Source organism: Ruegeria sp. YTSA072 (assembly GCF_059610285.1).
This window is the reverse complement of sequence record NZ_JBXWNI010000003.1, coordinates 452,321-478,830: the sequence shown is the minus strand read 5'-3', so window position 1 is coordinate 478,830 and position 26,510 is coordinate 452,321. Positions and strand designations below refer to the sequence as shown.

The window sequence follows — 26,510 nt, the reverse complement described above, 5'->3', positions numbered from 1 at the left end:
ATCGCTCGAAACTAGTGGCAGAGACAGGGTCGTCCTGGGGATTGTTTGGCGTCTCGATGAAGTGCTGTGCGGATCTCATTGAACTGCCCCGGGATAACTGGAGAGTGCCTGTTTCAAATGTTAGGTTGCTTTTTCAGCGGCATTCAAGGTTTCATAGAAATTTTCCTTTGCTTCTTGCGGCGTGATGTATCCGACTTTGCTGTGTAGGCGTTTTGTGTTGTACCAGTTCACCCATTTCAGGGTTTCCCATTTGACCAGCCCGGCGGATTTCCAGGGCCTCATGAAGTCAATGATCTCGGTTTTGAACAGGCGGATTGTGCTTTCGTCTAAGGCATTGTCGTAGCTGTCGCCGACGCGACCCACAGAAGGATCGATGCCCGCTTCGGCCAAGCGTTCGGTGTAGCGAATGGACAGATATTGCGACCCGCGGTTCGAATGGTGCACCTGGTCCCCTGATGGTGCTCTCTGGCATGTAGCCTGGTTCAAAGCGTTCAGAACAAAACCGGTTGTCATGGATGTCAAAACGCGCCAACCGACGATCTTGCGAGCGAAGACATCGATGATAAAAGCAACATAGACCATGCCCTGCTATCATGAGGCATAGGTGAAGTCACTCACCCAAAGCTAGTTTGGCATGCTGGCTGTGAAGTAGCGATTGACTTTATCGTATGGACACGGCTGTGACGTATCCGGATTAGTCGTGATCGGTTTTTCCCTCGTATAACACCCTGTACTCCCGTCACTTTCACCAACCGTTCCATTATGCACCGTGCGATGTTGATCCTTTCGCGGTCAATGGTGTCCCATTTGGCCCGATTCGATGCCAGATCAGGATCACGACCAATGGCAGAATGAGCACAGAACGTGGACGGGGCAATCGGCAGCAGCCTGCAGATCGGCTCGACCCCGTGGACTACTTTGTGATCCTCAAAGAAGGCGATCATCGTTTGAATGGGCGGTTGAGCTCCGCCTGGGCAAAATTCGCAGATGCTTTCTTCAGGATCTCGTTGGCTTGGCGTAACCCCCGAACCTCGCGCTCAAGACCTATGATCCGATCCTTCTTTTCAGACGTCAGGCCGGCACGCTCTCCAGCATCACGTTCCGCCTGCTGACACCAAACTCGCAGGCTATCCGGCGAACAGCCACGCTTTGGCGCTATCCCACGATAAGCGGCATTGTCGCTGGCATATTCTGAGCGGTTCTCGCGGAAAAGCCAAACACCGCGTTCGCGAAGTTCAACCGGATAGGCTGTTGGCAGTTCGGAGTGATACTGGAGCGTAAGGGAATGATCATCAACCACTAGAAACTTTATAGACTGTACACAAGGAGAGGCTGGGCGACAGGCCGGTCCGTGGTTGGCGGACGCCCCTGCCAGAGGCTCCGTTGCTTGAAGAGTGTTAGTCCTTGGATTTTCTGTTCGGCAGGTTCGGCGCGTCTCGCTGGCTCCGCATCTTGGATGTGAACGACGATTTCTGCCGTGAAAACCTGTACCTGATTGACTTTCTTGCTCACGTGATCCTGAGTTGCCAGCGGAGGCTTAGGACCGTTTAAAACAATGGTGTTCAAATAGCTCTGAGCGAGATCTTTCGTGTTGAGCGCAGGACTGATTAGGATTCAGGCCATTGCTCTGCCGCGCGAAGCACATGCAAGATTGTTACGGTGATAGCGTCCTCAATATAGATTTCGGTATAAAGGGTGCCTTTAGACTTGTAGACGCTTTGCCGCCGATTTGTGAGGCAACCACAAGCAGTATCGCTACGAAATCCAGGACAATGTTCGCTCGCATTTGACCGACTTCTATATGCCTAAATCTACTTCCGTAGCTTGAAGAAACCAAGCGGCCTGAAGGCAAACAAATACACCAGCAAAATCTGGACATCAGATCCGGGTCGATTCAATATCGATCCAGTCCACGAGATGCAGGTATTAAACACCTGACCCCGGCATCTGGTTGTCCTCAAACATGAAAAGGACTAATTGGAGACCTTGGTTTGAGAGGATGGCTGTAATCGGTGATCTTCTTTATTAGGATCGGCAAAACAACATGATTGACTTAAGTAAAATTCGGCCATTGCGAAGAAGCCGCAACTACGAAATTTATCAGCATCCGTTTTTTGAGCGCGCGCTGTTGAAAGTCCGGGTGGATGAACCGGTGCGCAACCACGTAATTCCTCGTTATGCCGAGAGGCGCTATGGCAACCTCCGTCAGTGGAACCGGGAAGCAAACGAATACTTAGCCGCGTTGACACGAGGCTGCCCCGAGATTGAACGCCTTGCGGATTTTATGGGGTATGCTGCAACATCTCAAGGACCAGCACTGGTGGTCGAAAAGATGACCGGTCCTGATGGCGATTTGGCGCCAACGCTGGAATCGGAACGGGCCGCATTGGGCGATGACATGTCAGAGCGCAAACAGCTACACAGTGAATTCATGGAACTCATGGACGACCTTGAACGTGGCCGGATTATCGTGGGCGACCTGAGTTTTGAAAACATTGTACGGGCGCAAGAACGCGATGGGAAACTGGTCGTTATCGATGGTTTAGGCGAAAGAGTGCTGTTTCCGCTGACGCTGGTCTCTGATTTAGCATTCCACAAATCCATCGAGCGCCGCCGGACGCGCATGGGCCAGGCATTTGGTCTGGGCTGATAGAACCCTCTCTACGGCAATCAAATGGGCTAGTCTGACGACTAGCCCTTTGCGGCGTCTATCAAGTCAAAGAACTTTTTTCTAACCTGGCCAAGCTTGCGGTCATTGTAACTGCGAACCCATCTTCGCAGGGGAATGACTTGTTTAGACCCAAAGCTGTCAATCCAGACCCATCGCCCGGATCCGTCGGACCATGTTTGATAAACAAGATTGCCCGTGTTCTTGTTGCTTATGATGACGCGTTCATCTGACAGTTGGTCGAAGTGTTTATTGAGATCGCTCAAATGCTGAGGGGTGAGACGATCTTCGGCAATCAACTGACCCAGACTTGGGGAAAGCTGTCCATCCGGATCAGAAATGCGTTCATAGACAAGCGCCAAACCTTTGTCTGTCGGTGCGGTGCCAAACACCCTGCAAACGGGCATCACTTCCGGACTTTCCTGATGGCGGATCATCAGAAAAAAGGCTTCATCAAACTCACGCATGAAACCCTTAAAAGCGGTAGCTCTGCGAAACAGTCGGTCATACCACTTGTCGGTTACAAGCCTCGAACCTGCATCCATTGTGTGAGGTTGCGGAACCTTTAACAGCAACCCCTTGTCAAATGGGTGTTCATATACGAATTGCCTGTTTCCCTTCGCGATAACAGGGCTGTTTCCTAGTTCAAGCAGAGTGGGATTTTGGTGGCATTTCATATTTTCTGTTTAAGTTGATTCCGAACCAGCGCAAGTTGTTTTTTGACCATAGATATTGTCACGTCAAACGCCGGAGGCAATTGTAATTGTGATACTTAAAATTTAAGCTGCGCAAGGTCGTTGACCATCTTGATTGTTGCCATGAACCGATTGGATCGCTGCAGTACCTGTCGCGCGACTCATGCTTGAGACCGCCATCCCCTGTCGCTACGCCTGTCGGGCACGCTTGAACTCTGGAACAGTCATAGCCTAACGATGACGACCTGACCGCGCCATCCGGCATCCCTGGAGACCGATGTCAAAAAACTTGGCAATTCCGGCACGGTGTTCCTTAAATTCTATTTCTTGCGGCCCTTTCGCGCGCCTGTGGGTTTCCGTTTCGCGGGGGTTTCGGCAAATCACTTTGGGGTTTTCAGGTTCAGCGCATGGCACAGATCGCGCGCCATTGCTTTCAGCTCTGGGGATGGGGCCTCGACCTCGCCGATGATCGGGTCGATCAACGCCACTGCCCGCGGGTGGCGACGGAAGCTCCGGCAGGGTATACACCGCGGCCTCAGGAGATGGAGGCAAATTGGTATTCATACCGTCCTTGGCTCTGCTAATCAGACGGCTACACCTCCCCTTTTTCACGCCCAAACTGGACGCCGCGCAGTGGACTTTGAGGTAGGTCGTGTCGATCATGACGGTCTTCTCTTCGCCGTGTTGGCTGCCAGACCTGCCATAATTCGCGCGAAGATGCCTATCTCGCTCCAACGCTACCACCGGCTGTAGAGTGTTTTGTGCGGTCCGTATTTCTTGGAGGCATCCCGCCCGCGCAACCTATTGCGATTGATGAAGATAACCCCATTCAAAGCACACTTTCCATCAACCCGAGGCTTGCCGCGCGAATTTGAAAAAAAGGCAAGCTTGGCCAATTGCTCGTTGGTAGCCAACAGAGACCGCTCATGTCACTGCTCATTTTTGAGCAGTGAATGACGCTGCGCACCTGAAATGAATGCATCCTGAAACTAAGGCCAATGGTCAGCAGTTTGCAACAGTGCCCGCCGCCTAAACTCTCGCACGAACAACGATTATTGGCGGAATGACTCCAGATTACTCGGTTCTGGCAACTGCGGATGCCGATAGTGGCCGTTTGATCCACTGGGACGACATATGGCACTAAGCCTTGGCTCGCATGTTTTTCGCCGCACCCCCAAACGATCTACGCCCGAATGAAGGAGCGTTTGGCGATTTCCAAGATACTAACGGTATCACGCTGGGGCAAAACGAGCAGAAGTATTGGGTTGTGAAGGGAAGTGAGCCATTCATCCCAGCCAAATTGCATTGGCCAATGAGGTCATACCCCATCTAACGCCGAGGTGTTCAAAAGCGCAGTGTATCCTTGTTGCCATGGCCGGAGCCGAGGCATCCGGGATAGGTTCTGTGTCGCTGGATCGACGACTGATCGACTATGCCTCGATCCGTCAGGCAGAAATGTTGGTCGAAATGGCATGCCAGATTGCAGCGGAATAAGTCGACGTAAATCTATTGCTCCTTGGCGTCGGGGTATTCAGCTCCCGCGCTTTGGCGTTTTAGTTTGTGGCTGAAAAAGTTCGGTCTCGACAGCCGCTGCGTTCGGGCACGCGGACTTGCTACTTGCTTTCATTCTTGTGATCGGTTCAAACTAAGCCCTCGCTTTGATGTTCGGCTGTCCTAGAGATTGATCGGGTCTTTTAAGGGGCTATCGCGCTGATAAAGAACAACAAGATCTCGTCGAATGTTAACACCCACAGACAAATCGAAGACCGAACAGCAAATAGCTTTCGAGATTTTTGTTCAGGCCGAGTTTGCGTATCTTGAGCTGTCATCAATCATTGCAGTTTTGCAGACGGCAAATGATGTTCTCAACCGCGATCTTTTTCGGTGGCAGATTACGTCGGACACGCCCGGTCTGGTGTCCAGCAGTTCAGACCTGATTGTGCGGGCAACGCCTGCCATCTCTGACCAGTATCTGAGCGATTGCCTGTGTGTCGTGGGCGGTCAATTGGGAAATGTCAGTACATGGTTGCGACGCGTCCGGGCAATGCAAAAGCATAAACGACCGGTTGCCTTGTTTTCGGACGCGGCGCGCGAATATATCAAGGCGACAGTGCAACAATCCGGGCCGGTCACGGCACATTGGCGCGACATAGGTTTGCTGCGTGAGATTGGGGATTACCCCATGCTTTCTGAAAGTCTTGTTGCCCGAAATGGAACGGTGCTGACTTGCGCCGGGCACGGTCATACCGTCGAGGCGATCATCGGCATTCTGGCTGAGGTTCTTGAGCCTCAGGACAGGGCTGAACTGGCCTGCCAATTGATGCTGAACGACGTTCGGGGCCACGCGCAAGAGCAACCCAAAGGCCTGAGTGCGAACCCGAATTTCCTGGAAAAGCGGCTGCAAAACGCGATCCGCATCATGGAAGAGAACACGGAACACCCGTTGCCAACGGCCAGTCTTGCCCGCCGCGTTGGGGTTTCAACCCGGCAGTTAGAGCGCCAGTTCATGCTGCAACTGAGCACATCGCCCGGAAAATTTTATAGAAAGATCAGATTAAAAAAAGCGTTTACCCTGGTCTCGAACTCGCAAATGCCGATTATTGACATCGCCATTGCCTGCGGTTTTGCATCAACCTCTACGCTTGCCCAGACATTCAAGGCCGAATACGGCAAAACACCAAAGCAATTGCGGCGCACCGATTGACCGTTATATGGCCTCTGGAATTTCTGGCAGGTTACGCTGAGGGGCCAAGGGTCTTATCTGCATCGCAAAGGCGGTAGACATTCACTTTCCTTGAACGTCCTTTGACCGTGAATTCGCCGCAGTCGATCAGATGAAAAGCCGGGCTGATCAGTCGCGCTGTGGCATCGCTGATCAAAATCGTGGTTTGCTCGTCACTTGGCAGCTCGCCTACAAGGGTCTCGATCCGGGCACAGGTGTTCACTGTGTCGCCGATCACGGTGTAATTCATCCTGTCGACGGCCCCGATGTTGCCGACAATCAGCGGTCCGGTGTGCACCGCGATTTTGACGCCGTACTCGACGCCAGCCTCAGCTAGTGATCGCTTGATTGCCATTGCAGCCCGGCAGGCGCGTTCGGCATGGTCCGTCTGGTCCTGGGGCGCCCCCCAGAACGCCATCGCCGCGTCGCCGATGTATTTGTCGAGCGTTCCGCCCTCGGCTTCTATACAGCGGTTCAGGATCTCGAAATGCCGGTTCAGCATTGCTGCCGTGGCTTGTGGCGTCATGGCCTCGGATGCGGGTGTGAACCCCACGATGTCGGCGAACATGACGGTCAGTTCGACTTCGCGCGGCAACACAAGGTTAGGGTCTCCGGTCTTTAGCATTTGCCGTACAAGGGTTCGGGGCAAATAAGTTTGAAACCAGCGCAGCCCGTCGAGCATCTTGTTGAAGGCAACAGCCTGAAGGTTCAGTTCTGAGACCCGAGATGGGGGCAGGTGGTCGATCTGGTTCAGATTCAGCTCGCTGATTTTGATGGCTTCTTCGGTCGACCTGTGAATGGGTGCCGCCAATCGTCTGGCCAACACAAGCGCCGCAATGACCGAAGCGATCAGTAAACCAAGACTGACCAGGGCGGCATCACTCAGCCGGGACCATTGGTTGCTCCAATCGCTCAGTGGAGAATACTGCCCGATCACCCACGGCTCAGATCCGAAGCCGCTGACGATGCTTGTCAAAACCAGGTGTTCTCCGTCCAGCGCCTCGACCACATATCCGACAAATGTTCCATCGTTGCCCTGAAACTCGGGTGGCTGCATCAGCATTTGTGAGATGACCGCGTCATCAAGTGCTGCGACCGAATGCAAGGGGGCGTTTGAGCTTAACGTGTTTGCAGACAGGTTCAGCAATTTGGGATGGGCCAGAACGCGGTTGTCACCGTACAGAACAAAACCGGTTGCCCCGTATTTCCCGCTTAACTCGTCGACCAGGCCCGAGAAATGGTGAACGGTAGAAGAAACGAGCACGGCCCCGAGGAAAATACCGTCTTTATAGGCAGGTACAGTCGCTGAGATATGTGTCCGGCCCTGGTCAAAGAAGGGTTCGTTCCAGAACAAACCATCATAGCCTTTAACATCTTTAAGATACTGAAGCGTGCCTGCAGCCGGAGGTTCGTATGACGTTATTAAACGTGGCCCCTCAACATCGGTGACATGTGTTGAAATAAACAGACTGCCGTCAGGATACACGATGGCAAGATCTGTCAGATACGGGACCGAAGCCACCACGCCTTTGAAGTAGGCTCTCAGAAAATCGGTGTCGTGCAGGTCGACTTCACCCGTGCTTGCGTCTTCTTGTAGGGATTGTGCCAGTTCCTCGATCGGTGTCGTCAGGCTGAAGATATCGTCTTCGATGGATTCGACGATCATCGCGGCAGACGTATTCAACAGTTCCGTCGTGTTCTGAAAATTGGCATAAGTCGAAACCAACAGAACTGCGCCCGCCGATATTGCCACCAGCCCGCCAATGGTCAGCGCCAGCAGAGTGGAAATTCGGATTTTCAACCTTGTTTGGCGGTTGCTTTGCGCCTGGGCGCTTTTGCCGATCACGCCAGTGTGCTGCGTATGCTTGTCTTCGTTGACCATCTTTGAACGATATTTAGCTTGGCGACCCGTTACAACGCCTCGTTGACTTCTGAGGCGGGATCACCGCTAGCCAAGATAGGCACGCAGACTTGGCGGCGGGTTGTCAAAGAGTTCCGTTGTCTGAACGGGGGCATGCACCGTTTCGTCTGCAACAAGTACGGTCTGGTCGGCAATACGGCGTGCATCCTGCGGATCGTGGCTGACCATCAGCAGGGTCGTTTGGGTTTCGGCCACCAGATCGGCCACCAAATCCAGCATTTCGGCTTTCAAGGCTGGCCCAAGGGCGGCAAACGGTTCGTCCAAAAGCAACAGTTCGCGCCGCTGCACAAGTACGCGGGCCAGGGCAACCCGGCTTTGCTGTCCTCCGGACAGTTCCGAGGGTTTGCGCGCGCCCAAACCATGCAAAGAAACCCGGCCCAGAGCGGACTGAACCTGTGCATCCTCGTCTTCGGACAACCGACCGTTTGGGCGCAGGCCCAGGGCGATGTTTTGTTCAGCCGTCAGATGCGGAAACAGGTTTCCGTCTTGAAACAGCATCGCCATAGGGCGCTTGCCGGGATGCAAGTTGGAAATCTGTTGTCCACTCCAAAAAATCTGACCCTTTTTTAGATCCCGAAATCCAGCGATAGTCTCCAGCAATGTGGACTTGCCCGCCCCGGACGGGCCTACAATGGCAATGCTGTTGCCAACCTCGATCTGGATATCGGCGTTTAGGGTGAAATTCCCGTTTTCAATCACACAGTCGTCAAGCTTCAGCATGCGAGCGCCCTCCTCGGTCCAATAGCCAGAATGCGCCCATGGACAGCAGCAACAGCATTAATGCCCCGCCGGCAGCCGCCTGCATCTGATAGGCGCCCATCAGGCGGTAGATTTGCAAGGGCAGGGTCGCGATCTGCGGATCGGCGAACAGTGCGATCACGCCCAGATCACCCATTGACAGAGCCGCCCCAAGACCAGCGGCGAACCCGATCTGCGGACGCATGCGTGGTAGCAAGATGCGCGTGAAAAACGTCCATTTTGTCATATCCAATGAAAGCGCGAGACGTCCGTGCCTGGCGGTTATGTCGCGCGCCGCGGGGACCAGAATGCGTAAAGCAAAGGGCAGGGCCATCGCAGCATTTACCAAAGCAGTGACAGGCAGAGCCAATGTCGTCGGGTTTGCCAAAGGCCGGATTAAGATGAACAGGCCCGTACCGATCACCAGTGGTGATGCGGCCAAACCCAAAATGCCGCTGAGTTCCACAAGCCCGTACCGGCCGCTCGCGACAGCGGTGGCCATAGGCAAAGCAAGCAAAAGCAGGACTGCGGTGCTTGCAGCGGCAACAAGGACCGAGATCAACGCGGCTCGAAAAACGATTGCGGGCATGTCAAACAACCCGGCAACTCCCGAAATTACGACCGATGCCAAAGGCAGTAGCAAAAAGACGGCCGCTGCGACGATCCAGAATACATCTATCGTCGGCGCACCCCCGTCCCAGCGGCGCAATGCGCGATCAAGGCCTGTTCCAAAACCGTCCCCGCGCGAAAACTTCAGCGCCACTAAAGCGGTCGCAGCTGTCAGGGCAAGTTGCAGGGCGGATAACAGGGCGGCGCGGCCCAGGTCGAAATCGTAGGTGAAGGCCTGATAGATCGCCAGTTCGATCGTTGTGGCCCGTGGTCCTCCGCCCAAGGTGAGGGCGACGGCGAAGCTGGTCAGGCAAATGGCGAAGATTACTGCAAGAACCCCGGGCAGGGTCCGTTTCAGCATCGGCATCTCGATCAGTCGAAACATGGCCATGCCGTTGCATCCCAGTTGTGCGGCCAGGCGATACCGTTCTGCCGGAATTTCCTGCCAGGCTTGCAACACAAGGCGTGTGGCCAGAGGCAGGTTGAAAAACACATGCGCCAGTACGACGCCATGCAAGCCGTAGATTCGTATGGGCGGCAGGCCGAAAATGCCAAGGAAGTCCGAGATCCACCCCGACCGGCCAAAAACTTGCAGCAGACCCAAAATGGCAACGATGACCGGCAGGATGAAGGGCGCGCCCAAAAGCGCAATTAAAGCCCGTCGGCCGGGGAACCTCCGACGTGCCAAAGCCCGCGCAACCGGCACTGCCAACACCACGCTGAACAATGCGGACAGTGTGGCTTGGGTCAGCGTGAACCGCAGCGCAGCCCAGTCGGCGGGAGTGAACCCGCCGCTGGTTTCAGCACGCAGTGCAACCGCCGCAAGAGTGCCCAGGATCAGCGCGGCGACCAGGGCCGCCGCACCGATACCGGGCCATGGGCTTACTGGCTGAGCGCGTTCTGCCATTCTGCCAGGGCCTGATCCCGCACGGCGGCGGCTTCATCGGGAGAGAACAGAAGCGACTTTGCCGGCACTGTCAGGGTTTCGAACCCTTTGGGCAGGCCGTCTGCCGGGGTTACGGCCGGATACATCCAGTTGGTCGTCGGAATGATTTGCTGGAACGCGTCCGAGACCATGAACTGCAAAAACTGATCCGCCAGTTCGGCCTGATCTGTTTCAGCCAGCTTTGCAGCAACTTCGACCTGCAAGTAATTGCCTTCGTCGAAAGCTGACGCGGCTTTGCTGCCGTCATCCTCGGCGATCAGGTGATAGGCCGGAGATGTGGTGTAACTGAGAACCATGTCCGACTCGCCCTCAAGGAACAGGCCGTATGCCTCGGACCAACCCTTGGTAACGGTCACGATGTTGTCGGAAAGACCAGCCCAGATTTCGGGTGCTTCCTCACCATAAGCCGCTTTGACCCACATCAGCAGGCCCAGACCGGGCGTGGACGAGCGAGGGTCCTGGATGATGATCTTGGTGTCGCTGTCCGCCAGTTCCCGGAAGTTTGCAGGTGCTGTCGCGTCCGCTTTGTGAACAAAGGCGAAGTAGCCCCAGTCATACGGTGTGAACGTGTCATCGGTCCATTCGATCGGCAGCGCGAAGTCGGCAGAGACGGAATTGGGCGCAAACAGGCCGGTTTCCCGGGCCGCTGCAATCAGGTTGGTGTCCAATCCAAGCACAACGTCCGCGTCAGAGTTTTCACCCTCAAGCCGGACACGCGACAACAGCGCGGCACCATCTTCGACGCCAACAAGGTTCAGCTCGCAGTCGCAGACCGCTTCAAAAGCTTCCTTGACCTGCGGGCCGGGGCCCCAGTCGGATACAAAGCTGTCATAGGTGTAAACGGTAAGCTGAGGCTTGTCGGCGGCGATAGCCGAAGTTGCACTCAGAAGTCCCGCAGCAATTAGCAGATGTTTCATGTCATCCTCCATTGCGGCGAGAGGGCAAGGATGGATGAAACCGAAACCCTTCCCTCCGCCGGTTCTAGCCGGTTCAGGTTCTACGGGTTCGCTTGATAAGCATCTCAGCGCGGCAGGCCGTGCTCCCCGAGGTGAGGCCGTCACTAGGGGGGATTGGCTAGAAAGACAACCAAATTCGGTGCCTCAGCGCGGCGCGTGTCGAATGCGGGCAAGTAAATCTGTCCGGAGTCCGACGCCCTTTGAACCTGTATTGCGTTTGGTTCAAAGGGCCATAGGGTCAGAAGTAACGCAGCCAAATATAAACGTTCGCGATCATCAGGGTCAGGATCATGATCGGGAATGCAATTTTGGCGAAGGCGATGAAGCCGATGGGCTGCTTGGCCTTTTCCGCAAAAGCAGCCACCGTAAGGTTGGCGCTTGCTCCCAACAGTGTACCGTTGCCGCCCAGACAGGCCCCAAGCGCCAGCGACCACCACAAGGGCTCAATCGCGTCTTCGCCGCCAAATGTATCCGCGGTGGATTCGATCAGAGGGATCATCGTTGCCACAAACGGGATGTTGTCCAGAATGGCCGACAGGATGCCAGAGGCCCAGAAGATGAAGAACGCGGTCCACATCATGTCGCCTTGGGTGAGCTCCAGCACTTTTTCACCGAAGAATGCTAGCAGTCCAACATGTTCGACACCGGCAACAATGACGAACAGCCCACCGAAGAAAAAGATTGTGACCCATTCAACTTCACCAAAGATGTGGTGAACCGACTCCGACTGTTCTTCACCGCTTTGGTGGCCATAGGCCAGCAGCATCAACAGGCCTGCACCGGCCAACGCTGACGTACCCGGCTGAATGCCGTAGCTGTGCCCCAGCGTGAACCCGAGCAAAACCAGAGCCAAAACGGCCAGAGACTTGATCATCAAGACAACATCAGTAACCGCTTCGGATTCGTTGAAACCCATAATCCGATCGCTGGCCGATTTCGGAATGCGGGCCAGTTCCTTGCGGTTCATAAGGTAAATAATGCCGGTCAGGACAACCAGACATATGGCCGAGATAGGCGCCAGGTTCACCACGAAATCGTTGAAGCTAAGCCCTGCGGCCGAGCCAATGATGATGTTGGGCGGGTCACCGATCAGCGTCGCTGTTCCCCCCACGTTCGAGGCCAGGATCTCGGCGACAAAAAACGGGAACACACGCGTTTCCAGGGCTTCAGTGATCAGCAGCGTAATCGGGGCGATCAGCAAAACGGTCGTCACGTTGTCCAGCAGGGCCGAGAACACCGCCGTAATCAGCGTCAGCATGATCAGGATGCCGGTTGGATTGGCTTTCACCGCTTTTGCGGCCTTGATCGCTACGTATTGGAACAATCCGCATTTGCTGGTGATCCCCACGATGACCATCATGCCGATAAGCAGTGCCAAAGTGTTGGCGTCCACACCCGCCACGGCCTGTTCCTGATTGATGATGCCAAACAGGACCATCAGGGACGCGCCCAACATCGTCAGAATGGCGCGGTTGACCTTTTCGGTGATCAGGACCGCATACACCAAAATCAGAATTCCGGTCGCGATCCAAAGCGGATCAATGCCCAATAGTTGTGGAACAGAGAGAGCGGCCTCTCCGTGTGACGTCGAATGCGTAGCCAAAGTTTTAGTCCGGTTTGTATAGGGTTAGCTGAGTGCGCGATCCAAAAGCGAGTTGGCGCTTACGGTGCCAACGAAACGGTTGGTTTCGGGCTCAACAAGGATCACGTGCCGTTTGTATTTGTAGATCAGGAAGATACCTTCCATCACCGGCGTGTCGGGTGCAGCAACGGGGATGTTCGAGGGCCTCGACATGTTGTCGCGAACCTTTTCGGTCTTCAGCCGCTCCATCTGTTGTTCGAAATCTTCCCGCGTCAGATTCATGAAGCTGAGCGAGTCGATCGCGACGCGCGACGCATCATCATTCAGACCGATTGTCGCCGCCTTCGGCAGAATCAGTTTCAGCAGCGTCGGCGCGGTAAAGACACCAACATAAGTTCCGTCTTCAGCCACGACAGGCAGAAATCGTGCCCGGCTGCCCCTGATGATGTTGAAGGCCGTGGCGATGCTTTCATCCGGCAGAATGGTCTTTTGTACCTCAGACGGTACCATCACGTCATAGCAGGTTAGGCCCATGCTTTTCCTCTGACTTCACGCGGCTATCGGGTGAAACGCCATCCAACAGCCACAGGGCACGCCCTTTTTCGGCTTGTTAAAGCGTGTCAGGGCGAATCAAAATTTGTTGATGCGCACTGATTCCATTGCCGGGCGGAATTGACCAGCCCGGTAATGAAATTAAGCTGATATCCTTCCGTTATTCGCGATGTAGGCCAATAAAGGAAGGTTGGTTTCAGCTTGGGTTTGCGTCAGTGGCGTTTTGTGCCTCAGCTTTCGTTTCCGAAATAACCGGGGCTGCCTTCGAGGCGAGGAAAGCCGTAGTCCCTCAAAGGCGCGTGTCAGCTGTAATTCGGTGCGCGTTTTTGCAGTTTGGCCGCAACGCTTTCGGCGAAATCCGGGGATTGTAGCTGCGCGGCAAAAATCTTGATTTCTGCGGCCATGTGTCCGGCCACTTCGTCACGTTGATTGCGGATCAGGGCCTTTGACTGTTTGAGCGCTACCGGGGATGAGGCTGCAATGGCTTTTGCGATCTCCTGGACTTCGTACATCAACTCACCGTCGGCAAAGACGCGCGCGACCAACCCGTGGTTCAGGGCCTCGGATGCCGTCAGAACCCGCCCGGCCAGCAAGACGTCATTGGCGACAGCCATACCGAGGGACGCAGGCAGCAACATCGAAGAACCGGCCTCGGGCACCAGACCCAGTTGGACAAATGGAGCTCTGAATGTAGCGCTGTTCGCGGAATAGACCAGATCGCAGTGCAGCAGCATGGTCAGGCCAACACCAATTGCAGACCCGTTGACTGCGGCGATCAGGGGTTTCGGACAATCCCGGATCGCATTCAGGAACCGAATAATCGGATTTTCAGCGTCACCCGCCGGAAGACCGCCTGTCATAAAGTCCTGCAGGTCATTCCCGGCTGTGAACATATTGCCTTCACCAGTGATGACCAGCGCCCGGGCTTGATCGGTTTGACCGTATTCTTCGATGGCTTCAGCTATCGCGGTATACATGGCAAAAGTGATCGCGTTTTTCTTGTCTGTGCGAGAAATCGTGACTGTGGTGACGCGATCCTGAGTGCTGACGATGATATGTTCGCTCATGGCGTTATTCCTTGGATGTCCGGCGGAATTTGTGCCGCGTCGGCTGTGGGTTTCCTGCATGTGGGCAAGTTCGTATGCGGGCCGATAGCCTGCGTCAACAAATCAGGGCGGTTACCTCACGTCGCTGGGCGAGTGTGCAGAGTGGATCGCGCCGCGCGCAAGACGCGACGCGCTGCTACAATGCCTCACAAATTACCCAATCCTTGTTCCGCTGCCAGTCAAGCCCGTGGTAGATTGCGGGGCGGCTATGGAAATTGTGACATCGGAGTAAAAAGTAATACTTAAAGACACCAAAAAAATAGGGCCTAAAATCTGAACTCCGAGCCCGCAGCTCCGGTTTTTCTGCACTTGGTGATCATTCAGGTCAGCCCGCTCTGGATTTCCATGCCAAAACGGGCTGCTGGTCAGATCACAGACATTCCGCCAATGTTTTTGCGATGTTCCTGATCATTTGCGGGTACAGCTTAGCCCCGGGTTCAAGATCAGAACCTAGTGGATCTATCACACCGGTATTCGCTTCGGTTCCGTCCAAGACAGTGGCGACGATGCCGGGGTTGAATTGCGGTTCCGACAGAACACAATTGATCCCTTCTTCGCGAATGCGCCCCTGAATCTCAGAAATCCGAGCAGGGCTTGGATCTGACGCGTCGCTGAGCGAAATCGCACCTGACGCGGGGATGTCGAAGGCGTTCTCGAAGTACTGATAGGCATCGTGGAACACGATGAAGTTGCTTCCGCGTACAGGTTCCAGAGTTGCACTTACTTCAGCAGAGAGGGCTGCCATCTCTTCGCGCGCAGCCGCCGCGTTTGCGAAGTATGCACCCGCATTGTCCGGGTCCGCTGCGGAAAGCTGCGCGGCAATCACGTTCAGCCAGGTGTCGGCGTTTTTGGGCGAAAGCCAGGCATGCGGATCATGATCGCCATGCGCGTGGTCATGGTGGTCGTCGTGTTCTGCATGAGCCTCGTGATCGTGGTCTTCACCCTCGGCATGCTCTTCGTGGTCATGATCGTCATGGTCTTTGTCGTCGGCATGATCCTCGTGACCATGATCGTCATGTTCCTCCTCTTCGGCGTGATCTTCATCGTCATGATCGTGCGCCTCGAACAGCGCATCCTCGCGGAAATCCAGTAGGACGGTGCCATCCACTTCCAACAGGGGGGTGACTGTCGCGCCGTTGGCCAGGGTCTCTACCGCGCCTTCCATCCATGGGGTCAGGTCCTCGCCCATCCAGAATACCAGATCCGCATTTTGCAGGGCAGCCGCCTCAGAAGGGCGCAGGTTGTATTCATGCGGGGACGCGCCAGTTTGTACGATCAGGTTAGGTGTGCCAACACCTTCCATCACGCGCGCCACCAACGAGTGCACCGGTGCAATATCAACTGCAACATTTGGGACATCGGCCATTGCATTGCCCCCCATAAACGCAGCCGTGATCGAAACAGGAAGAAGCTTTCTGGACATCAAACCCTCTATGTGATTTTATAACGTTGCGAGTGGCATATATGATATGGAATAACATGACAAGTGAGACGAGACCTGCACCTGCCGAAGACTCCGCCCTTGTCGGATTCCAAAAGCACGACCACGCGCACTGCGTCGAAAGCAGCCTGACCGTTGCCGAGACCCGGTGCAAAGAAGAAGGTTTGCGGCTGACTCCCGTGCGGCGCAAGGTTTTGGAAATGCTGCTGCAGGAACATCGGGCCTTGGGAGCCTATACAATCCTTGATCGATTGCGCGACGAAGGCTTCGGATCGCAGCCGCCGGTGGCTTATCGCGCCCTCGATTTTCTTGTCGAGAACGGGTTTGTCCACAAAATCGAACGGCTGAACGCATTTGTCGCCTGCGCGCATCCCGGGGCAACGCATTCCCCGGCCTTCATGATTTGCAGGAAATGTGATGCCGTGGCCGAAGCACATTCAACACCCGCGAAGGGAGAGCTGGGTGCAGCCGCGCGGGCGGTGGGTTTCGAGATTGAGCGGACCGTTGTAGAAGCCGAAGGCGTTTGCCCCGACTGCACCGAAAAGGCATAGAAATGAACCTGATTACCGTAGAAGACCTCTGCGTTAGCTATGGGGCCAATACCGTGTTACGGCACATTAACATGGGGGTCGAACCTGGTGAAATCGTGACTATTGTCGGCCCTAACGGTTCGGGTAAGACAAGCCTGCTGCGCGCCATAATCGGTGCAATCAATCCGTCTGCCGGGCGGGTAAAGCGAAAGCTGGGGCTGAGAATTGGTTACGTCCCGCAAAAGCTGCATATCGACCCGACCTTGCCGATCACCGTCGAACGGTTCATGCGGCTGACCCATCGCGCCTCAAAGAAGGATTGCGCGACTGCGTTGGAAACAGCCGGAGTGCCCGATCTGCTCAAGCGCCAGATGTCACAGCTTTCGGGCGGACAATTCCAGCGCGTGCTGCTGGCGCGAGCCTTGATCAACCGGCCCGAAATCCTGTTGCTGGATGAAGCCACGCAAGGGTTGGACCAGCCCGGTTCGGCTGCGTTTTATCGCCAGATCGAAGACGTGCGCCAGGAAACAGGGTGTGCGATCATCATGATAAGCCACGAACTCCACGTGGTGATGAGCGCCTCGGACCGGGTGATCTGCCTGAACGGCCATGTCTGCTGCGAGGGCTCACCTGCGGTCGTGGCCTCGGCCCCCGAATACCGCGCCCTGTTCGGAACCGGAACAGGCGGTGCCCTTGCCCTTTACCGCCATGATCATGATCACAACCACGATCATCATCATGACCAAGGAACAGATTCTCAGGAAGCCGCAGAATAATGCTTGATGATTTCATGACCCGGGCCACACTGGCCGGAGTTGGCGTGGCCTTTGCTGCAGCGCCGTTGGGGTGTTTTGTGGTGTGGCGCCGTATGGCCTATTTCGGCGATGCCACAGCGCACGCCGCCATTCTTGGCGTCGCCCTGTCGCTAACGTTTCAGATGTCGATTTTTACAGGCGCGCTGGCCGTCGCCTTGTTGATGGCGCTGACCGTGACACTGTTGGCAGGTCGTGGTTACGCTATGGATACGTTGCTGGGCGTCATGGCGCATTCCGCCTTGGCATTCGGTCTTGTGGCAGTCTCATTCCTCTCCGGTGTCCGGATTGATTTGATGGCCTATCTATTTGGCGACATTCTGGCCGTTTCGCGTTCGGATCTGGCTGTCATCTGGGGTGGCGCTGCACTGGTTGTAATCTTGATTGCCTGGCGTTGGTCCCAGCTGTTGACGGCGACTTTGAACGAAGAACTAGCCTATGCCAGCGGGTTCGACCCCAAGCGCGAACAACTGATATTGACGCTTGCACTGGCCATCACGGTGGCAGTCGCCATCAAGGTCGTGGGTGTTCTGTTGATAGCGGCGATGCTCATCATACCAGCCGCTGCTGCGCGAAATCTGGCGCGGTCACCGGAAACGATGGCCCTGATTGCAGCGGCAATCGGGGCGACGTCTGCCGTCGCAGGGTTGCGGGCGGCTTATGTCTTCGACACGCCGGCCGGGCCCTCGATTGTCTGTGTTGCCGCCATTTTGTTTGCCTGTTTTAGCCTGCTTGGTTGGCAGCGTCATACCAACTCTTGAAGGCGGTTCAAACATGGAACGAGCAGGATGCCGCGCGAAGCATCCTCAGTGGCTGCTAGTCTTCATTAAAATTCGTCGTCTTCCCTTATTTTACTTGCATCCTTTCGTGGCAGATTTGCCGTGCAAGTCAGCCGCCTGGCTACCGTGCGCGGTGTTGCCACGACAGGCTGGTCGCATTGTGTCTCCTCCTTTTTCAATGAAAAGACTGCGATATCAATTCGCGAGATCAAACACCTAGACAAATCCCCCTGCGCATAAGAACCTGTGACCAAACAAAAACAGGGAGAAGATTGATGAAACTGATTGCTGGCCCAGCTCTGGCCTTACTTTTCTCGACGACCTCAGTTCTTGCTGCGGGCGATGGGACCTGTGCCAAAGGCAAGACCCTAACAGAGGGCACCCTGACAATCGCAACAGGTAATCCGGCCTACTATCCTTGGGTTATGAATGACGCGCCCGAAAACGGCGAGGGATTCGAAGCCGCCGTTGCTTATGCAATCGCCGAAAAAATGGGCTTCGACCAGGACAATGTCACCTGGGTTCGTACAAGTTTTGACGAGGCGATTCAGCCCGGCGCTAAGAACTTTGACTTCAACATGCAGCAGTACTCGATCACTCCCGAACGGGAAGAAATGGTTGATTTCAGCCTGCCCTATTACACCTCGGCCATGGCGGTTCTGACCACCCAGAACGTTGTCGATTCCGGCGCAGAAGCGACGTTGGACGGCCTCAAGGATTTGAAGTGGGGCGCTGTGGCCACGACGACAGCGATCCCGATGCTGAACGACGTGATCCAGCCGTCTAGTGAACCGCTGCTTTACAACGACAATGCTGATGTGAATGCGGCCATCATGGCTGGCCAGATCGATGCCGCAATTTATGACCTTCCTACGGCACTCTATCTGTCGGCCGTCGTGGTCGAAAACGGTGCATTGCTTGGCCAGTTCCCTGCGGGACAATCCGAAAGTCCTGATCAGTTCGGCGTTTTGATGGAAGAGGGCAACGGGTTGAAGGAATGCGTCAACGCGGCCATCACAGAACTGACCGAAAGCGGCGAGCTTGCCGCGATTGAAACCCAATGGCTGTCCGAGGCTACAGGTGTACCGGTCATCGAATAGATGGAAGAAACGTCATTGCAAAAAGACTCGGTTGAGCGCCCTGCCGCGACGCCCACGCGTCGCGAGGTTTATGAAGCTGAGGTACGGCGTCGCTCAAATCGCATCGCGCTGATTTCAGTGGTCAGTGTGGCTCTTGCCATCGTCGTCCTCGTCCCGCTCGCCCCCGGTTGGGAGGCCGTACAACGCTCGTTTTTTAACGGCCGGGTCTTCGCCGAGACGTTTCCCGGATTGCTCGAAGCCTTTCTGATGAACGTGATGATTTTTGCGTGGTCTGCACCACTTATCGCGATCACGGGTCTGGTTATCGCGCTGTGTCGGGACACGCGCGCACCTGCACTTTTTCCGCTGCGGCTGTTCGGCATTGCATATACGGACATCTTCCGTGGCCTGCCAGTGGTTCTTGTTATTTACATTATTGGCTTTGGCGTGCCCGGGTTGGGCCTGCCGAGGCCTTGGAACAGCCCCTACATTTGGGGCACGCTGGCGCTGGTTTTGGTCTATTCGGCCTATGTGGCCGAAGTGATCCGCTCGGGCATTGACTCGATCCATCAGTCGCAGCGATCCGCCGCGGCCTCGCTGGGGCTAAGTGATCAGGACACCATGCGCTATGTGGTCCTGCCGCAGGCCATACGAAACGTCGTTCCTGCCAATATGAACCTGTTCATCGCTTTGCAGAAGGACGTGGCGCTTTTATCCTTTATCGGCCCGGTTGAGATTTTCCGTCAGGCTGGTGTTTACAAATCGCTCTATGCCAATTTTACGCCTTATGTGGGCGCAGCGCTTATCTTTCTTGCGCTGACCATACCAGCCACGCGGTATGCGGACTACCTTATGAACAAGCAGAACAGGGCGCGCACATGACGGCGAAGTTATCCTTACGTGGGGTGCGCAAGCAGTTCGATGATCACGAAGTGTGCAAGGGCATTGACCTGGATGTGGCTGAGGGCGAAATGGTGTGCCTGATTGGCGCTTCTGGTTCTGGCAAATCCACGCTCTTGCGCTGCATGAACCTGCTTGAACCGATCGATGACGGCGAGATCTGGCTGGACGGGAAAGACATCTCTGAACCGGGACTGGACCCACAGCCGGTGCGTCAACAGATCGGCATTGTGTTCCAGAGCTATAACCTCTTTCCCCACATGACGGCGGCAGAGAACGTAATGCTCGCGCCACGTCGTGTACGCGGGCTGAGCAGAGATGACCTGCGCCCGAAGGTGACCCAGCTTTTTACGCGCTTTGGGCTGGGTGACCGGATGGAGCACTATCCAGACCAGCTATCGGGCGGTCAGCAGCAGCGGGTGGCTATCATCCGCGCGCTGGCGATGGAGCCGCAGATCATGTTGTTTGACGAGATTACAAGCGCGCTGGATCCCGAGCTGGTAGGCGAGGTTCTGGACGTGCTGAGGGACCTGCGAAAGCAGGGTATGACCATGGTACTTGCCACCCACGAAATGGGTTTTGCACGTGAGCTGGCAGACAAAGTGTGTTTCCTTGATGCCGGACGCATCCTGGAACAGGGCCCGCCCGAGGTGCTCTTTTCCCAACCACACAAAAAGCGCACTAAGGCCTTCCTTTCGCGCGTGTTGTGACGTCGCGGAGGTCCTGCATTTTTGAGGGGCTACGCTAAGCGTGATACCAAAATAACTGGCAGGCCGCAGGGCAAACAACGCGCAGGATCGGGCGACCGATCTATTGCAGCAAGAACTTTGAGCGGTCCTGGAAAAACCGCGCTTGCTATGCTGCAGATCACAAGTTGTCGAACAGACGCCCGGATAACGCGTCGTGCCGCGGCAGGTTCAACACCCTCAAGAGGCCGAAGACCATCGCTTGATTTGAGGTAATGACCGGTTTGTCAAGCGCGGCCTCAATCCGTTCAATCGCCTCGACCGAGCGCATGTCTGTGCAGCTTAGGACGATTGCCTGCGCCTCTGGGTGATCAGCCCTGCACGCCAGGTCGAACACCTCACCCGGGGTCAGTTCACCTTGCCCATAGTTGCCAAGCTCGCGGCCGACATCGGCACATTTGACGGTATCAATGCCGTTAAGGGCCATGAAATCTATCGCCTGGGCATTGATCTCGCCCAAATAGGGCGATGAAAAGCTGACCTTTGTTGCGCCAACCGCATTGATCCCAGAGATCAACGCCCCTGCAGCGGTCAGCGAAACTGCACCCGAGCCCGCCTTGATCAGCTGGGCCAGCTCTGCATCAAAAGACGGTCCGTGGGTCAGCGTCGCTGAGGTGCAGCCATACAACACCACATCGGGGCGTATACCCGAGATCATCCGCAGGTCGTGAGTGATATCCGATGCGCCCAACCCCGCCATCTGATCCGAGCCGGGGATTTCATCCTCGTCATATCCGCCCATGCGTTGAAAATGGACTGTAGTGTTGGGCGGCCTCAACAACTCCATATCCGGTTCGAGGTTGGTGTTGGTGAAGGGTACCAGAACACCGATTTTGGCTGCGGTTCGCGTTTCGGTCACTTCAATGCTCCCTTCAGGGCGGTCAGGCACCGATCCATGATCGGCGTCTCGCAGATTGTAGCGCGCAGGCAGTCGGTTAAGCCGTATCCTCCCATGCCGCGCATTAGTAGGTCGTCCGCCCGCAGCGCCGCGTCTGCCCGTTGCGCATCCAGCGTTGAGGCAAAGCGCAATAGCACAAAGTTTGTGTGGCTTTGAGGAACGATTAGGCCCAACGCGCGACATTCCACGGCAAATCGTTCACGGATTTCAGTCGTGCGGGCAACCACATTTTGCATATGCGCCTGATCGCGGATCGCTGCAGTTGCCGCCGCCTGTGAAGCGATGGAAATATTGTTTGGATTAAGCAATTTGCGCAGTTCAGCCGCAATCTCGGGCGGGAAGTATCCCCATCCTGCACGCGCGCCCGCTAGGCCATAGGCCTTGGAAAAGGTGCGCATGATCACGGTGTCCCCTCGATCGGTCAGCGCGAAGATGTCGTCCGGATCATCTATGTGATCGGAAAACTCGGCATAAGCCTGATCGACGACCAGTAGAACATCGGTGGGCAGTTCATCGCGCAGGCGAAGGATTTCGGAATTGGGGAGCAGGGTGCCGGTCGGGTTGCCAGGGTTGCAGACAAAGACGATCCGCGTTTCAGGTGTGACTACGGCGATGATATCGTCGACGGATACGGTCAGATCCACTTCACGCGCCTTGACGTAATCGGCCTGAACCTGAGCTGCTGCCGAGGCGACAAACGCATATCCGTAATCCGTGCCAAGGATCCGATCACCGCGCCCGGCATAGGCGCGGATCAAACAGCCGATCAGCTCCATCGAGCCTGCTCCGCACAGCACCCGTGCCGGATCAAGTCCATGCACATCTGCAATTTCTGCGCGCAGTTCCAACCATTCCGGATCAGGATACAATTGCAGATCGGCCAGTGCGTCACGACCCGCCTTGATGGCTGCGGGACTTGCGGGAAAGGCGCTTTCGTTCTGGGCCAACGAGATGGTGTTTTCGCCGCCAAGGTCGGCCAGCGCATAGGCCGCCATTGCACTTATGTGGGGAACCGGGCGGATCATGATGTGCCCCCATAGGATTTTGCGCCTTTCGCGCTGATCAACCCGCGCTTGAGGTCTAGGGAGATTGCCTGTGGGTCTCGCTCGGCTGGGTCACCAAAACCACCGCCTCCGGGTGTCTCAAAGATCAGGTGGTCGTCAGCTCCAACGCGCAGTTCTCCTTTGCCCGGGATATCATTTTCGCTATCGCGGAAACGAATACGACCGGGTGCGCCGGGTTTTCCACCCATGCGTCCGAGGGCGGGGAATTTGAGGCGCTCAACCGACAGGAAAATGAGGAAGGGTGCGCCATTGGCCGAGGTCATCTCGATCCGTTGACCGAGACCGCCGCGATACTTGCCTGCACCTCCTGAATCCTGGCGTAGTTCGCGTTTCCAGATTGTGACCGGGGCCACGCTTTCCGTGATCTCAACCTGAGATCCGAACACGCCCGAAGGGTAGGCTGTGGCAGACAATCCATCCGCATGTGGCCGAGCGCCAGTGCCGCCATTGTGCACAGGTTCAACCGCGAATTCCCGACCTCCATCACGCGCCACTTCGGGTGCGTGCCGCATCGGCAGATCGAACATGCAGGATGCGCCCTCGGCGGGGACCTGATCTGGCAGTGCCTGATGCAGGCATCCAAGCACCAGATCTGGCGTTACCTGTCCTAGTGTGTGCCGCATTGCTACAGGGGCGGGGCGTTGTGCATTGAGGATGCAGCCTTTTGGGCCGTCCACTGTAAACGGTTCCAGCGATCCGGCGTTGTTGGGGATGTCGGATCCGACGATGCAGCGTAGGGCGAAGACGGTATAGGCGGTCGCATAGTTCAGCGGCACGTTGATACCCTTGCCCGAACAGCCCGAAGTTCCGGTGAAATCCACATGCATGCTCGTTTTGTTGACCGTCAAGGTCGCGTGCAGTTCCAGTTCTTTTTCATAACCGTCCATCCTCAGAACGTTTCTATAGGTGCCTGCGGGCACTTCAGCGATGGCTTCAAGCGTGCCTCGGCGCGAGGTGTCGATGATGTAGCTGCCCAGTTGATCCAGATCGTCGATCCCAAATTCATCCATCATATCGAGCAGGCGGTTCACGCCCGCTTCGCAGCAAGCGACCAGTGCATATATGTCGCCCTCATTAGCAATAGGCTCGCGGCTGTTGGCGCGGACAATGTCCAAAAGCAAAGTGTTCGGGACGCCTTGTTCGACCAGCTTGCAGGGTGGGATCAGCAGGCCCTCATCATAGATATCTGACCCTTCGGGGCCCATTCCAAGGCCGCCCAGATCCACAAGATGCGAAGTGCATGAAGTAAAGCCGACAACTTTGCCGTTTTTGAAGGCAGGCATCATCAGCAGAAAGTCGTTGAGGTGTCCCGAAGCCAGCCACGGATCATTGGTCATGTAGATATCGCCGGGCTTCATGTGCTGGACCGGAAAATGGCCCCGCAGGTGCATCACGGCTTCAGCCATCGTGTTGATGTGCCCGGGCGTTCCGGTGACCGCCTGTGCCAGCATCCGACCCTCGGCGTCAAAAATCCCGGCAGAAATGTCGCCGCATTCGCGTACAATGGGTGAGAATGCGGCGCGGATCAGGGTCTGACCTTGTTCTTCAACCACCGCAAGCAGGCGGTTCCACATGACTTGCAGGCGGGCGGGGGGCTGATCGGCAGTCATCATACACCTCCTTTCTGATCTTGGATAAGGATGAGGTTTCCAATGGCGTCCACATGCGCCGAGAAATCAGCAGAGACCAAGGTCGTCGTCTGCGGTTCCGTGATCAGCGCCGGGCCGCAAACCCGGTCGCCCGGGTTCAGGCTGCCGCGTGACACAAAACCAGCCTGCTTTGTTTGACCATCTACATCGCAGGTGAAGGGGCGGGTCTGGGCTGGTGTGATCGTTGTCAGAACTGGTGTTTCCGGCAGATCTGGAACATCCGCATCTGGGGTTGCGACGCGGACAGCCCAGTTCAGGATCTCGATTTGCATTCCCGGCACGGGACGCGAGAATTGTTTACGGTATTCCGCCTCGAACGCATCAGTCAGCGGCTCTATGTCTTCGAAAGTTAAATCGCGATCAGGCAGGGCAATCTCGATCTCGTGGCCCTGACCGTTGTAGCGCATGAAAGCCGTGCGTTGGGTTTCGGTGGGTGCATCACCCGCGCCTTGGGCAACCACCCGGCTTGCCTCGTCGATCATGTCGGAAAGCTGGGAGTTGACCCGCTCCAGATCCAGGGATTCAAGTAGAGAATAACTTGATCTGACGATCTCAAAACTGACCGGCGCAAATAGGAACCCGACCGCGGACCCGACGCCTGGATTGGGCGGGATCACGATGCGACGGACCCCTGCGGATCGGGCCACCCGGCTTGCATGCAGGGGGCCGTTGCCGCCGAAAGCAATCATTGTGCGCGAACCGAGGTCCTTGCCCGACTCCACCGCATGCATTCGGCCCGCACTGGCCATGCTTTCATCGACGATGCGACTGACTCCGTCCGCCGCCGCAGTGCCGTTCGTGTCCAGACGCGCGGCGATGACCCGGTTCAGCGCGGCTTCAGACGCTGCGGGGTCAATCCTGATAAACCCTTCGGCAAATGTGTCCGGCACGATATAGCCCAGAGTGATGTCGCTGTCAGTCACGGTTGGCTCGGTGCCGCCCCGCCCAAAGGCCGCCGGACCGGGTTCTGATCCGGCCGATTTTGGACCCACTGTCAACCGACCTAGACGGTCAACCCCGGCGATTGAGCCGCCGCCCGCGCCAATCTCGATCATTTCGACTACAGGGATACGTACCGGCATGCCCGACCCTTTGATGAACCGCGCGGCCCGCGCGATTTCGAATTGGCGCGAGGTTTGAGGCTGTGCATTGTCAATCAGGCAGAGCTTCGCAGTCGTCCCTCCCATGTCGAAAGATAGAACCTCGTCAATCCCGGCCCGCGCTGCGATCCGTGCGGCCAAAATTGCTCCGCCCGCCGGGCCGCTTTCGACCAGCCGGATCGGAAATCGTGAGGCCGTCTGAATAGTGCACATTCCGCCACTGGCCGTCATCATCAGGATCGGACAGGTCACGCCTTCTGCCTGAAACCGAGTGGCAAACCGTGCCAGATAGCTTTCCATCAACGGTTGGATGTAGGCATTGGCGACCGTAGTACATAGCCGGTCAAATTCGCGTGCTTCGGGGCTTACATCAGAGGAAATTGAAACTGTCAGGCTGGGGCGTTTTTCCGTGAGAATTTCGCGCAACCTGCGTTCGTGTGACGGGTTGGCATAGGCATGCATCAAACAGATTGCGACAGCATCCACTCCGCTGGCATCCAATTCAATCAGCAGCGCGTCAATTGCGCTGGTGTCCAATGGGATCAGCACATCCCCTCCGGCAGCCATTCTTTCGCGAATGGTCAGCGCCCGTTCGCGTGGGATCAGCAGGTCCGGCTTTTCCAGGTTGATGTCATATTGCGCATATCGCCGCTCATACGCGATTTCCAGAATGTCGCGAAACCCTTCAGTCGTCACGGTTGCCACAACGGCGCCTCGACGTTCGATCAATGCATTGGTCGCCAGTGTCGTTCCGTGGATGAAACCTGTCACCTCATTCAACGACCGGCCGGATTCCGCCATGACACGTCTTGCGCCCTCCATCGCGCCATCTGCGGGATTTTTGTGCGTCGTGAGCGTCTTGGTCGAAGCCAAAATGGTCTCATCGCCCGAGACGAGTACCGTATCGGTAAAGGTGCCGCCGATATCAATGGCCAGGCGTAAGGTTTGAGATGTCATGAGAGTGTCCGAATTGTCCGTTGTCTGGGCAGATGGCAATGGGCGCAGAGCGCCAGCCAT

Annotated in this window: 21 protein-coding genes, 4 pseudogenes, 1 riboswitch and 1 other annotated feature; of the genes and pseudogenes, 10 read left to right on the top strand and 15 right to left on the bottom strand. The window is 56.1% G+C overall.

Translation table 11 applies throughout. The annotated features are described in order from the left end of the window. Window positions 1-120: 120 nt before the first annotated feature. Window positions 121-1,258: pseudogene (locus AC2FIB_RS08890) on the bottom strand (IS3 family transposase). Next, window positions 870-986, bottom strand: a sequence feature (AL1L pseudoknot). It overlaps the preceding pseudogene by 117 nt. Between AC2FIB_RS08890 and AC2FIB_RS08885 the strand changes: the two are divergent. Next, window positions 1,241-1,497: pseudogene (locus tag AC2FIB_RS08885) on the top strand (IS3 family transposase); the annotation flags it as partial. The pseudogenes AC2FIB_RS08890 and AC2FIB_RS08885 overlap by 18 nt on opposite strands. A gap of 547 nt (window positions 1,498-2,044) precedes the next feature. After that, window positions 2,045-2,650: a YrbL family protein gene (locus AC2FIB_RS08880; protein ID WP_496734869.1), complete on the top strand. Its 606-nt coding sequence runs from the start codon at window positions 2,045-2,047 to the stop codon at window positions 2,648-2,650. Between the two features lie 41 nt (window positions 2,651-2,691). Here AC2FIB_RS08880 and AC2FIB_RS08875 read toward each other — a convergent pair whose 3' ends face one another. Next, the gene (locus tag AC2FIB_RS08875; protein ID WP_496734868.1) at window positions 2,692-3,345 is read right to left on the bottom strand and encodes a YrbL family protein; all 654 of its coding nucleotides are present in this window, start codon (window positions 3,343-3,345) and stop codon (window positions 2,692-2,694) included. A gap of 567 nt (window positions 3,346-3,912) precedes the next feature. Continuing rightward, a pseudogene (locus AC2FIB_RS08870) lies at window positions 3,913-4,291 on the bottom strand (transposase); the annotation flags it as partial. A gap of 105 nt (window positions 4,292-4,396) precedes the next feature. On the opposite strand from AC2FIB_RS08870, the pseudogene AC2FIB_RS08865 reads away from it, so the two are divergent. Together AC2FIB_RS08865 and AC2FIB_RS08860 are read left to right on the top strand one after the other, a co-directional pair. After that, window positions 4,397-4,857: pseudogene (locus AC2FIB_RS08865) on the top strand (CoA ester lyase); the annotation flags it as partial. 244 nt (window positions 4,858-5,101) lie between these two features. Further along, a complete protein-coding gene (locus AC2FIB_RS08860) occupies window positions 5,102-6,067 on the top strand; it encodes a GlxA family transcriptional regulator (RefSeq protein ID WP_496734867.1) in 966 nt (321 codons plus the stop codon). Between the two features lie 31 nt (window positions 6,068-6,098). On the opposite strand, the gene AC2FIB_RS08855 is transcribed toward AC2FIB_RS08860, so the two are convergent. The 8 genes from AC2FIB_RS08855 to AC2FIB_RS08820 all read right to left on the bottom strand — a co-directional run bounded on the left by AC2FIB_RS08855 (window position 6,099) and on the right by AC2FIB_RS08820 (window position 15,918). Next, window positions 6,099-7,967: an adenylate/guanylate cyclase domain-containing protein gene (locus AC2FIB_RS08855; RefSeq protein WP_496841954.1), complete on the bottom strand. Its 1,869-nt coding sequence runs from the start codon at window positions 7,965-7,967 to the stop codon at window positions 6,099-6,101. A gap of 66 nt (window positions 7,968-8,033) precedes the next feature. After that, window positions 8,034-8,726 (bottom strand): thiamine ABC transporter ATP-binding protein, encoded by a 693-nt coding sequence (locus AC2FIB_RS08850; RefSeq protein ID WP_496734864.1) that lies wholly within the window; start codon window positions 8,724-8,726, stop codon window positions 8,034-8,036. After that, window positions 8,713-10,260 (bottom strand): thiamine/thiamine pyrophosphate ABC transporter permease ThiP, encoded by a 1,548-nt coding sequence (locus AC2FIB_RS08845; protein WP_496841953.1) that lies wholly within the window; start codon window positions 10,258-10,260, stop codon window positions 8,713-8,715. The genes AC2FIB_RS08850 and AC2FIB_RS08845 overlap by 14 nt, the downstream gene beginning before the upstream one ends. Beyond that, window positions 10,236-11,216, bottom strand: coding sequence for a thiamine ABC transporter substrate binding subunit (thiB, locus tag AC2FIB_RS08840; protein WP_496734861.1), 981 nt, complete (start codon window positions 11,214-11,216; stop codon window positions 10,236-10,238). Before thiB ends, AC2FIB_RS08845 begins: the two co-directional genes overlap by 25 nt. Window positions 11,217-11,249: 33 nt before the next feature. Next, window positions 11,250-11,355: riboswitch (TPP riboswitch) on the bottom strand. 138 nt (window positions 11,356-11,493) lie between these two features. Continuing rightward, window positions 11,494-12,858 (bottom strand): ArsB/NhaD family transporter, encoded by a 1,365-nt coding sequence (locus tag AC2FIB_RS08835; protein ID WP_113788495.1) that lies wholly within the window; start codon window positions 12,856-12,858, stop codon window positions 11,494-11,496. A 24-nt stretch (window positions 12,859-12,882) separates the two neighbouring features. After that, complete coding sequence (locus tag AC2FIB_RS08830; protein WP_058276691.1) at window positions 12,883-13,371, bottom strand: CBS domain-containing protein; 489 nt, start codon at window positions 13,369-13,371, stop codon at window positions 12,883-12,885. 320 nt (window positions 13,372-13,691) lie between these two features. Beyond that, window positions 13,692-14,456, bottom strand: coding sequence for an enoyl-CoA hydratase (locus AC2FIB_RS08825; RefSeq protein WP_496734859.1), 765 nt, complete (start codon window positions 14,454-14,456; stop codon window positions 13,692-13,694). A 409-nt stretch (window positions 14,457-14,865) separates the two neighbouring features. Then, a complete protein-coding gene (locus AC2FIB_RS08820; protein ID WP_496734858.1) occupies window positions 14,866-15,918 on the bottom strand; it encodes a zinc ABC transporter substrate-binding protein in 1,053 nt (350 codons plus the stop codon). A gap of 56 nt (window positions 15,919-15,974) precedes the next feature. Between AC2FIB_RS08820 and AC2FIB_RS08815 the strand changes: the two genes are divergently transcribed. From AC2FIB_RS08815 to AC2FIB_RS08790, 6 genes are all read left to right on the top strand, one after another. After that, on the top strand, window positions 15,975-16,487 hold the full coding sequence (locus AC2FIB_RS08815; protein WP_496734856.1) for a Fur family transcriptional regulator: 513 nt from the start codon (window positions 15,975-15,977) through the stop codon (window positions 16,485-16,487). Window positions 16,488-16,489: 2 nt separating this feature from the next. After that, window positions 16,490-17,242, top strand: coding sequence for a metal ABC transporter ATP-binding protein (locus AC2FIB_RS08810; protein WP_496841952.1), 753 nt, complete (start codon window positions 16,490-16,492; stop codon window positions 17,240-17,242). Further along, window positions 17,242-18,039, top strand: a complete 798-nt coding sequence (locus tag AC2FIB_RS08805; RefSeq protein WP_496734854.1) for an iron chelate uptake ABC transporter family permease subunit — start codon at window positions 17,242-17,244, stop codon at window positions 18,037-18,039. The genes AC2FIB_RS08810 and AC2FIB_RS08805 overlap by 1 nt, the downstream gene beginning before the upstream one ends. Before the next feature lie 293 nt (window positions 18,040-18,332). After that, the gene (locus AC2FIB_RS08800; protein WP_496734853.1) at window positions 18,333-19,157 is read left to right on the top strand and encodes an ABC transporter substrate-binding protein; all 825 of its coding nucleotides are present in this window, start codon (window positions 18,333-18,335) and stop codon (window positions 19,155-19,157) included. 15 nt (window positions 19,158-19,172) lie between these two features. Further along, window positions 19,173-20,018 (top strand): amino acid ABC transporter permease, encoded by an 846-nt coding sequence (locus AC2FIB_RS08795; protein WP_496734852.1) that lies wholly within the window; start codon window positions 19,173-19,175, stop codon window positions 20,016-20,018. After that, complete coding sequence (locus tag AC2FIB_RS08790) at window positions 20,015-20,746, top strand: amino acid ABC transporter ATP-binding protein (protein WP_496734851.1); 732 nt, start codon at window positions 20,015-20,017, stop codon at window positions 20,744-20,746. Before AC2FIB_RS08795 ends, AC2FIB_RS08790 begins: the two co-directional genes overlap by 4 nt. A 157-nt stretch (window positions 20,747-20,903) precedes the next feature. Here the strand turns inward: AC2FIB_RS08790 and AC2FIB_RS08785 are convergent, their stop codons facing one another. Genes AC2FIB_RS08785 through AC2FIB_RS08770 form a run of 4 tightly spaced genes read right to left on the bottom strand, consistent with a single transcriptional unit; the run spans window position 20,904 to window position 26,450 of the window. Further along, window positions 20,904-21,641 (bottom strand): maleate cis-trans isomerase family protein, encoded by a 738-nt coding sequence (locus AC2FIB_RS08785; protein ID WP_496734849.1) that lies wholly within the window; start codon window positions 21,639-21,641, stop codon window positions 20,904-20,906. Next, window positions 21,638-22,705 carry a pyridoxal phosphate-dependent aminotransferase gene (locus AC2FIB_RS08780; RefSeq protein WP_496734847.1) on the bottom strand — a complete coding sequence of 356 codons (1,068 nt, stop codon included), beginning with the start codon at window positions 22,703-22,705 and terminating at the stop codon, window positions 21,638-21,640. The genes AC2FIB_RS08785 and AC2FIB_RS08780 overlap by 4 nt, the downstream gene beginning before the upstream one ends. Beyond that, entirely contained in the window at window positions 22,702-24,354 is a 1,653-nt protein-coding gene (locus tag AC2FIB_RS08775; protein ID WP_496734846.1) for a hydantoinase B/oxoprolinase family protein, read from the bottom strand. The genes AC2FIB_RS08780 and AC2FIB_RS08775 overlap by 4 nt, the downstream gene beginning before the upstream one ends. Further along, a complete protein-coding gene (locus AC2FIB_RS08770; RefSeq protein WP_496734845.1) occupies window positions 24,354-26,450 on the bottom strand; it encodes a hydantoinase/oxoprolinase family protein in 2,097 nt (698 codons plus the stop codon). Before AC2FIB_RS08770 ends, AC2FIB_RS08775 begins: the two co-directional genes overlap by 1 nt. Window positions 26,451-26,510 lie beyond the last annotated feature (60 nt).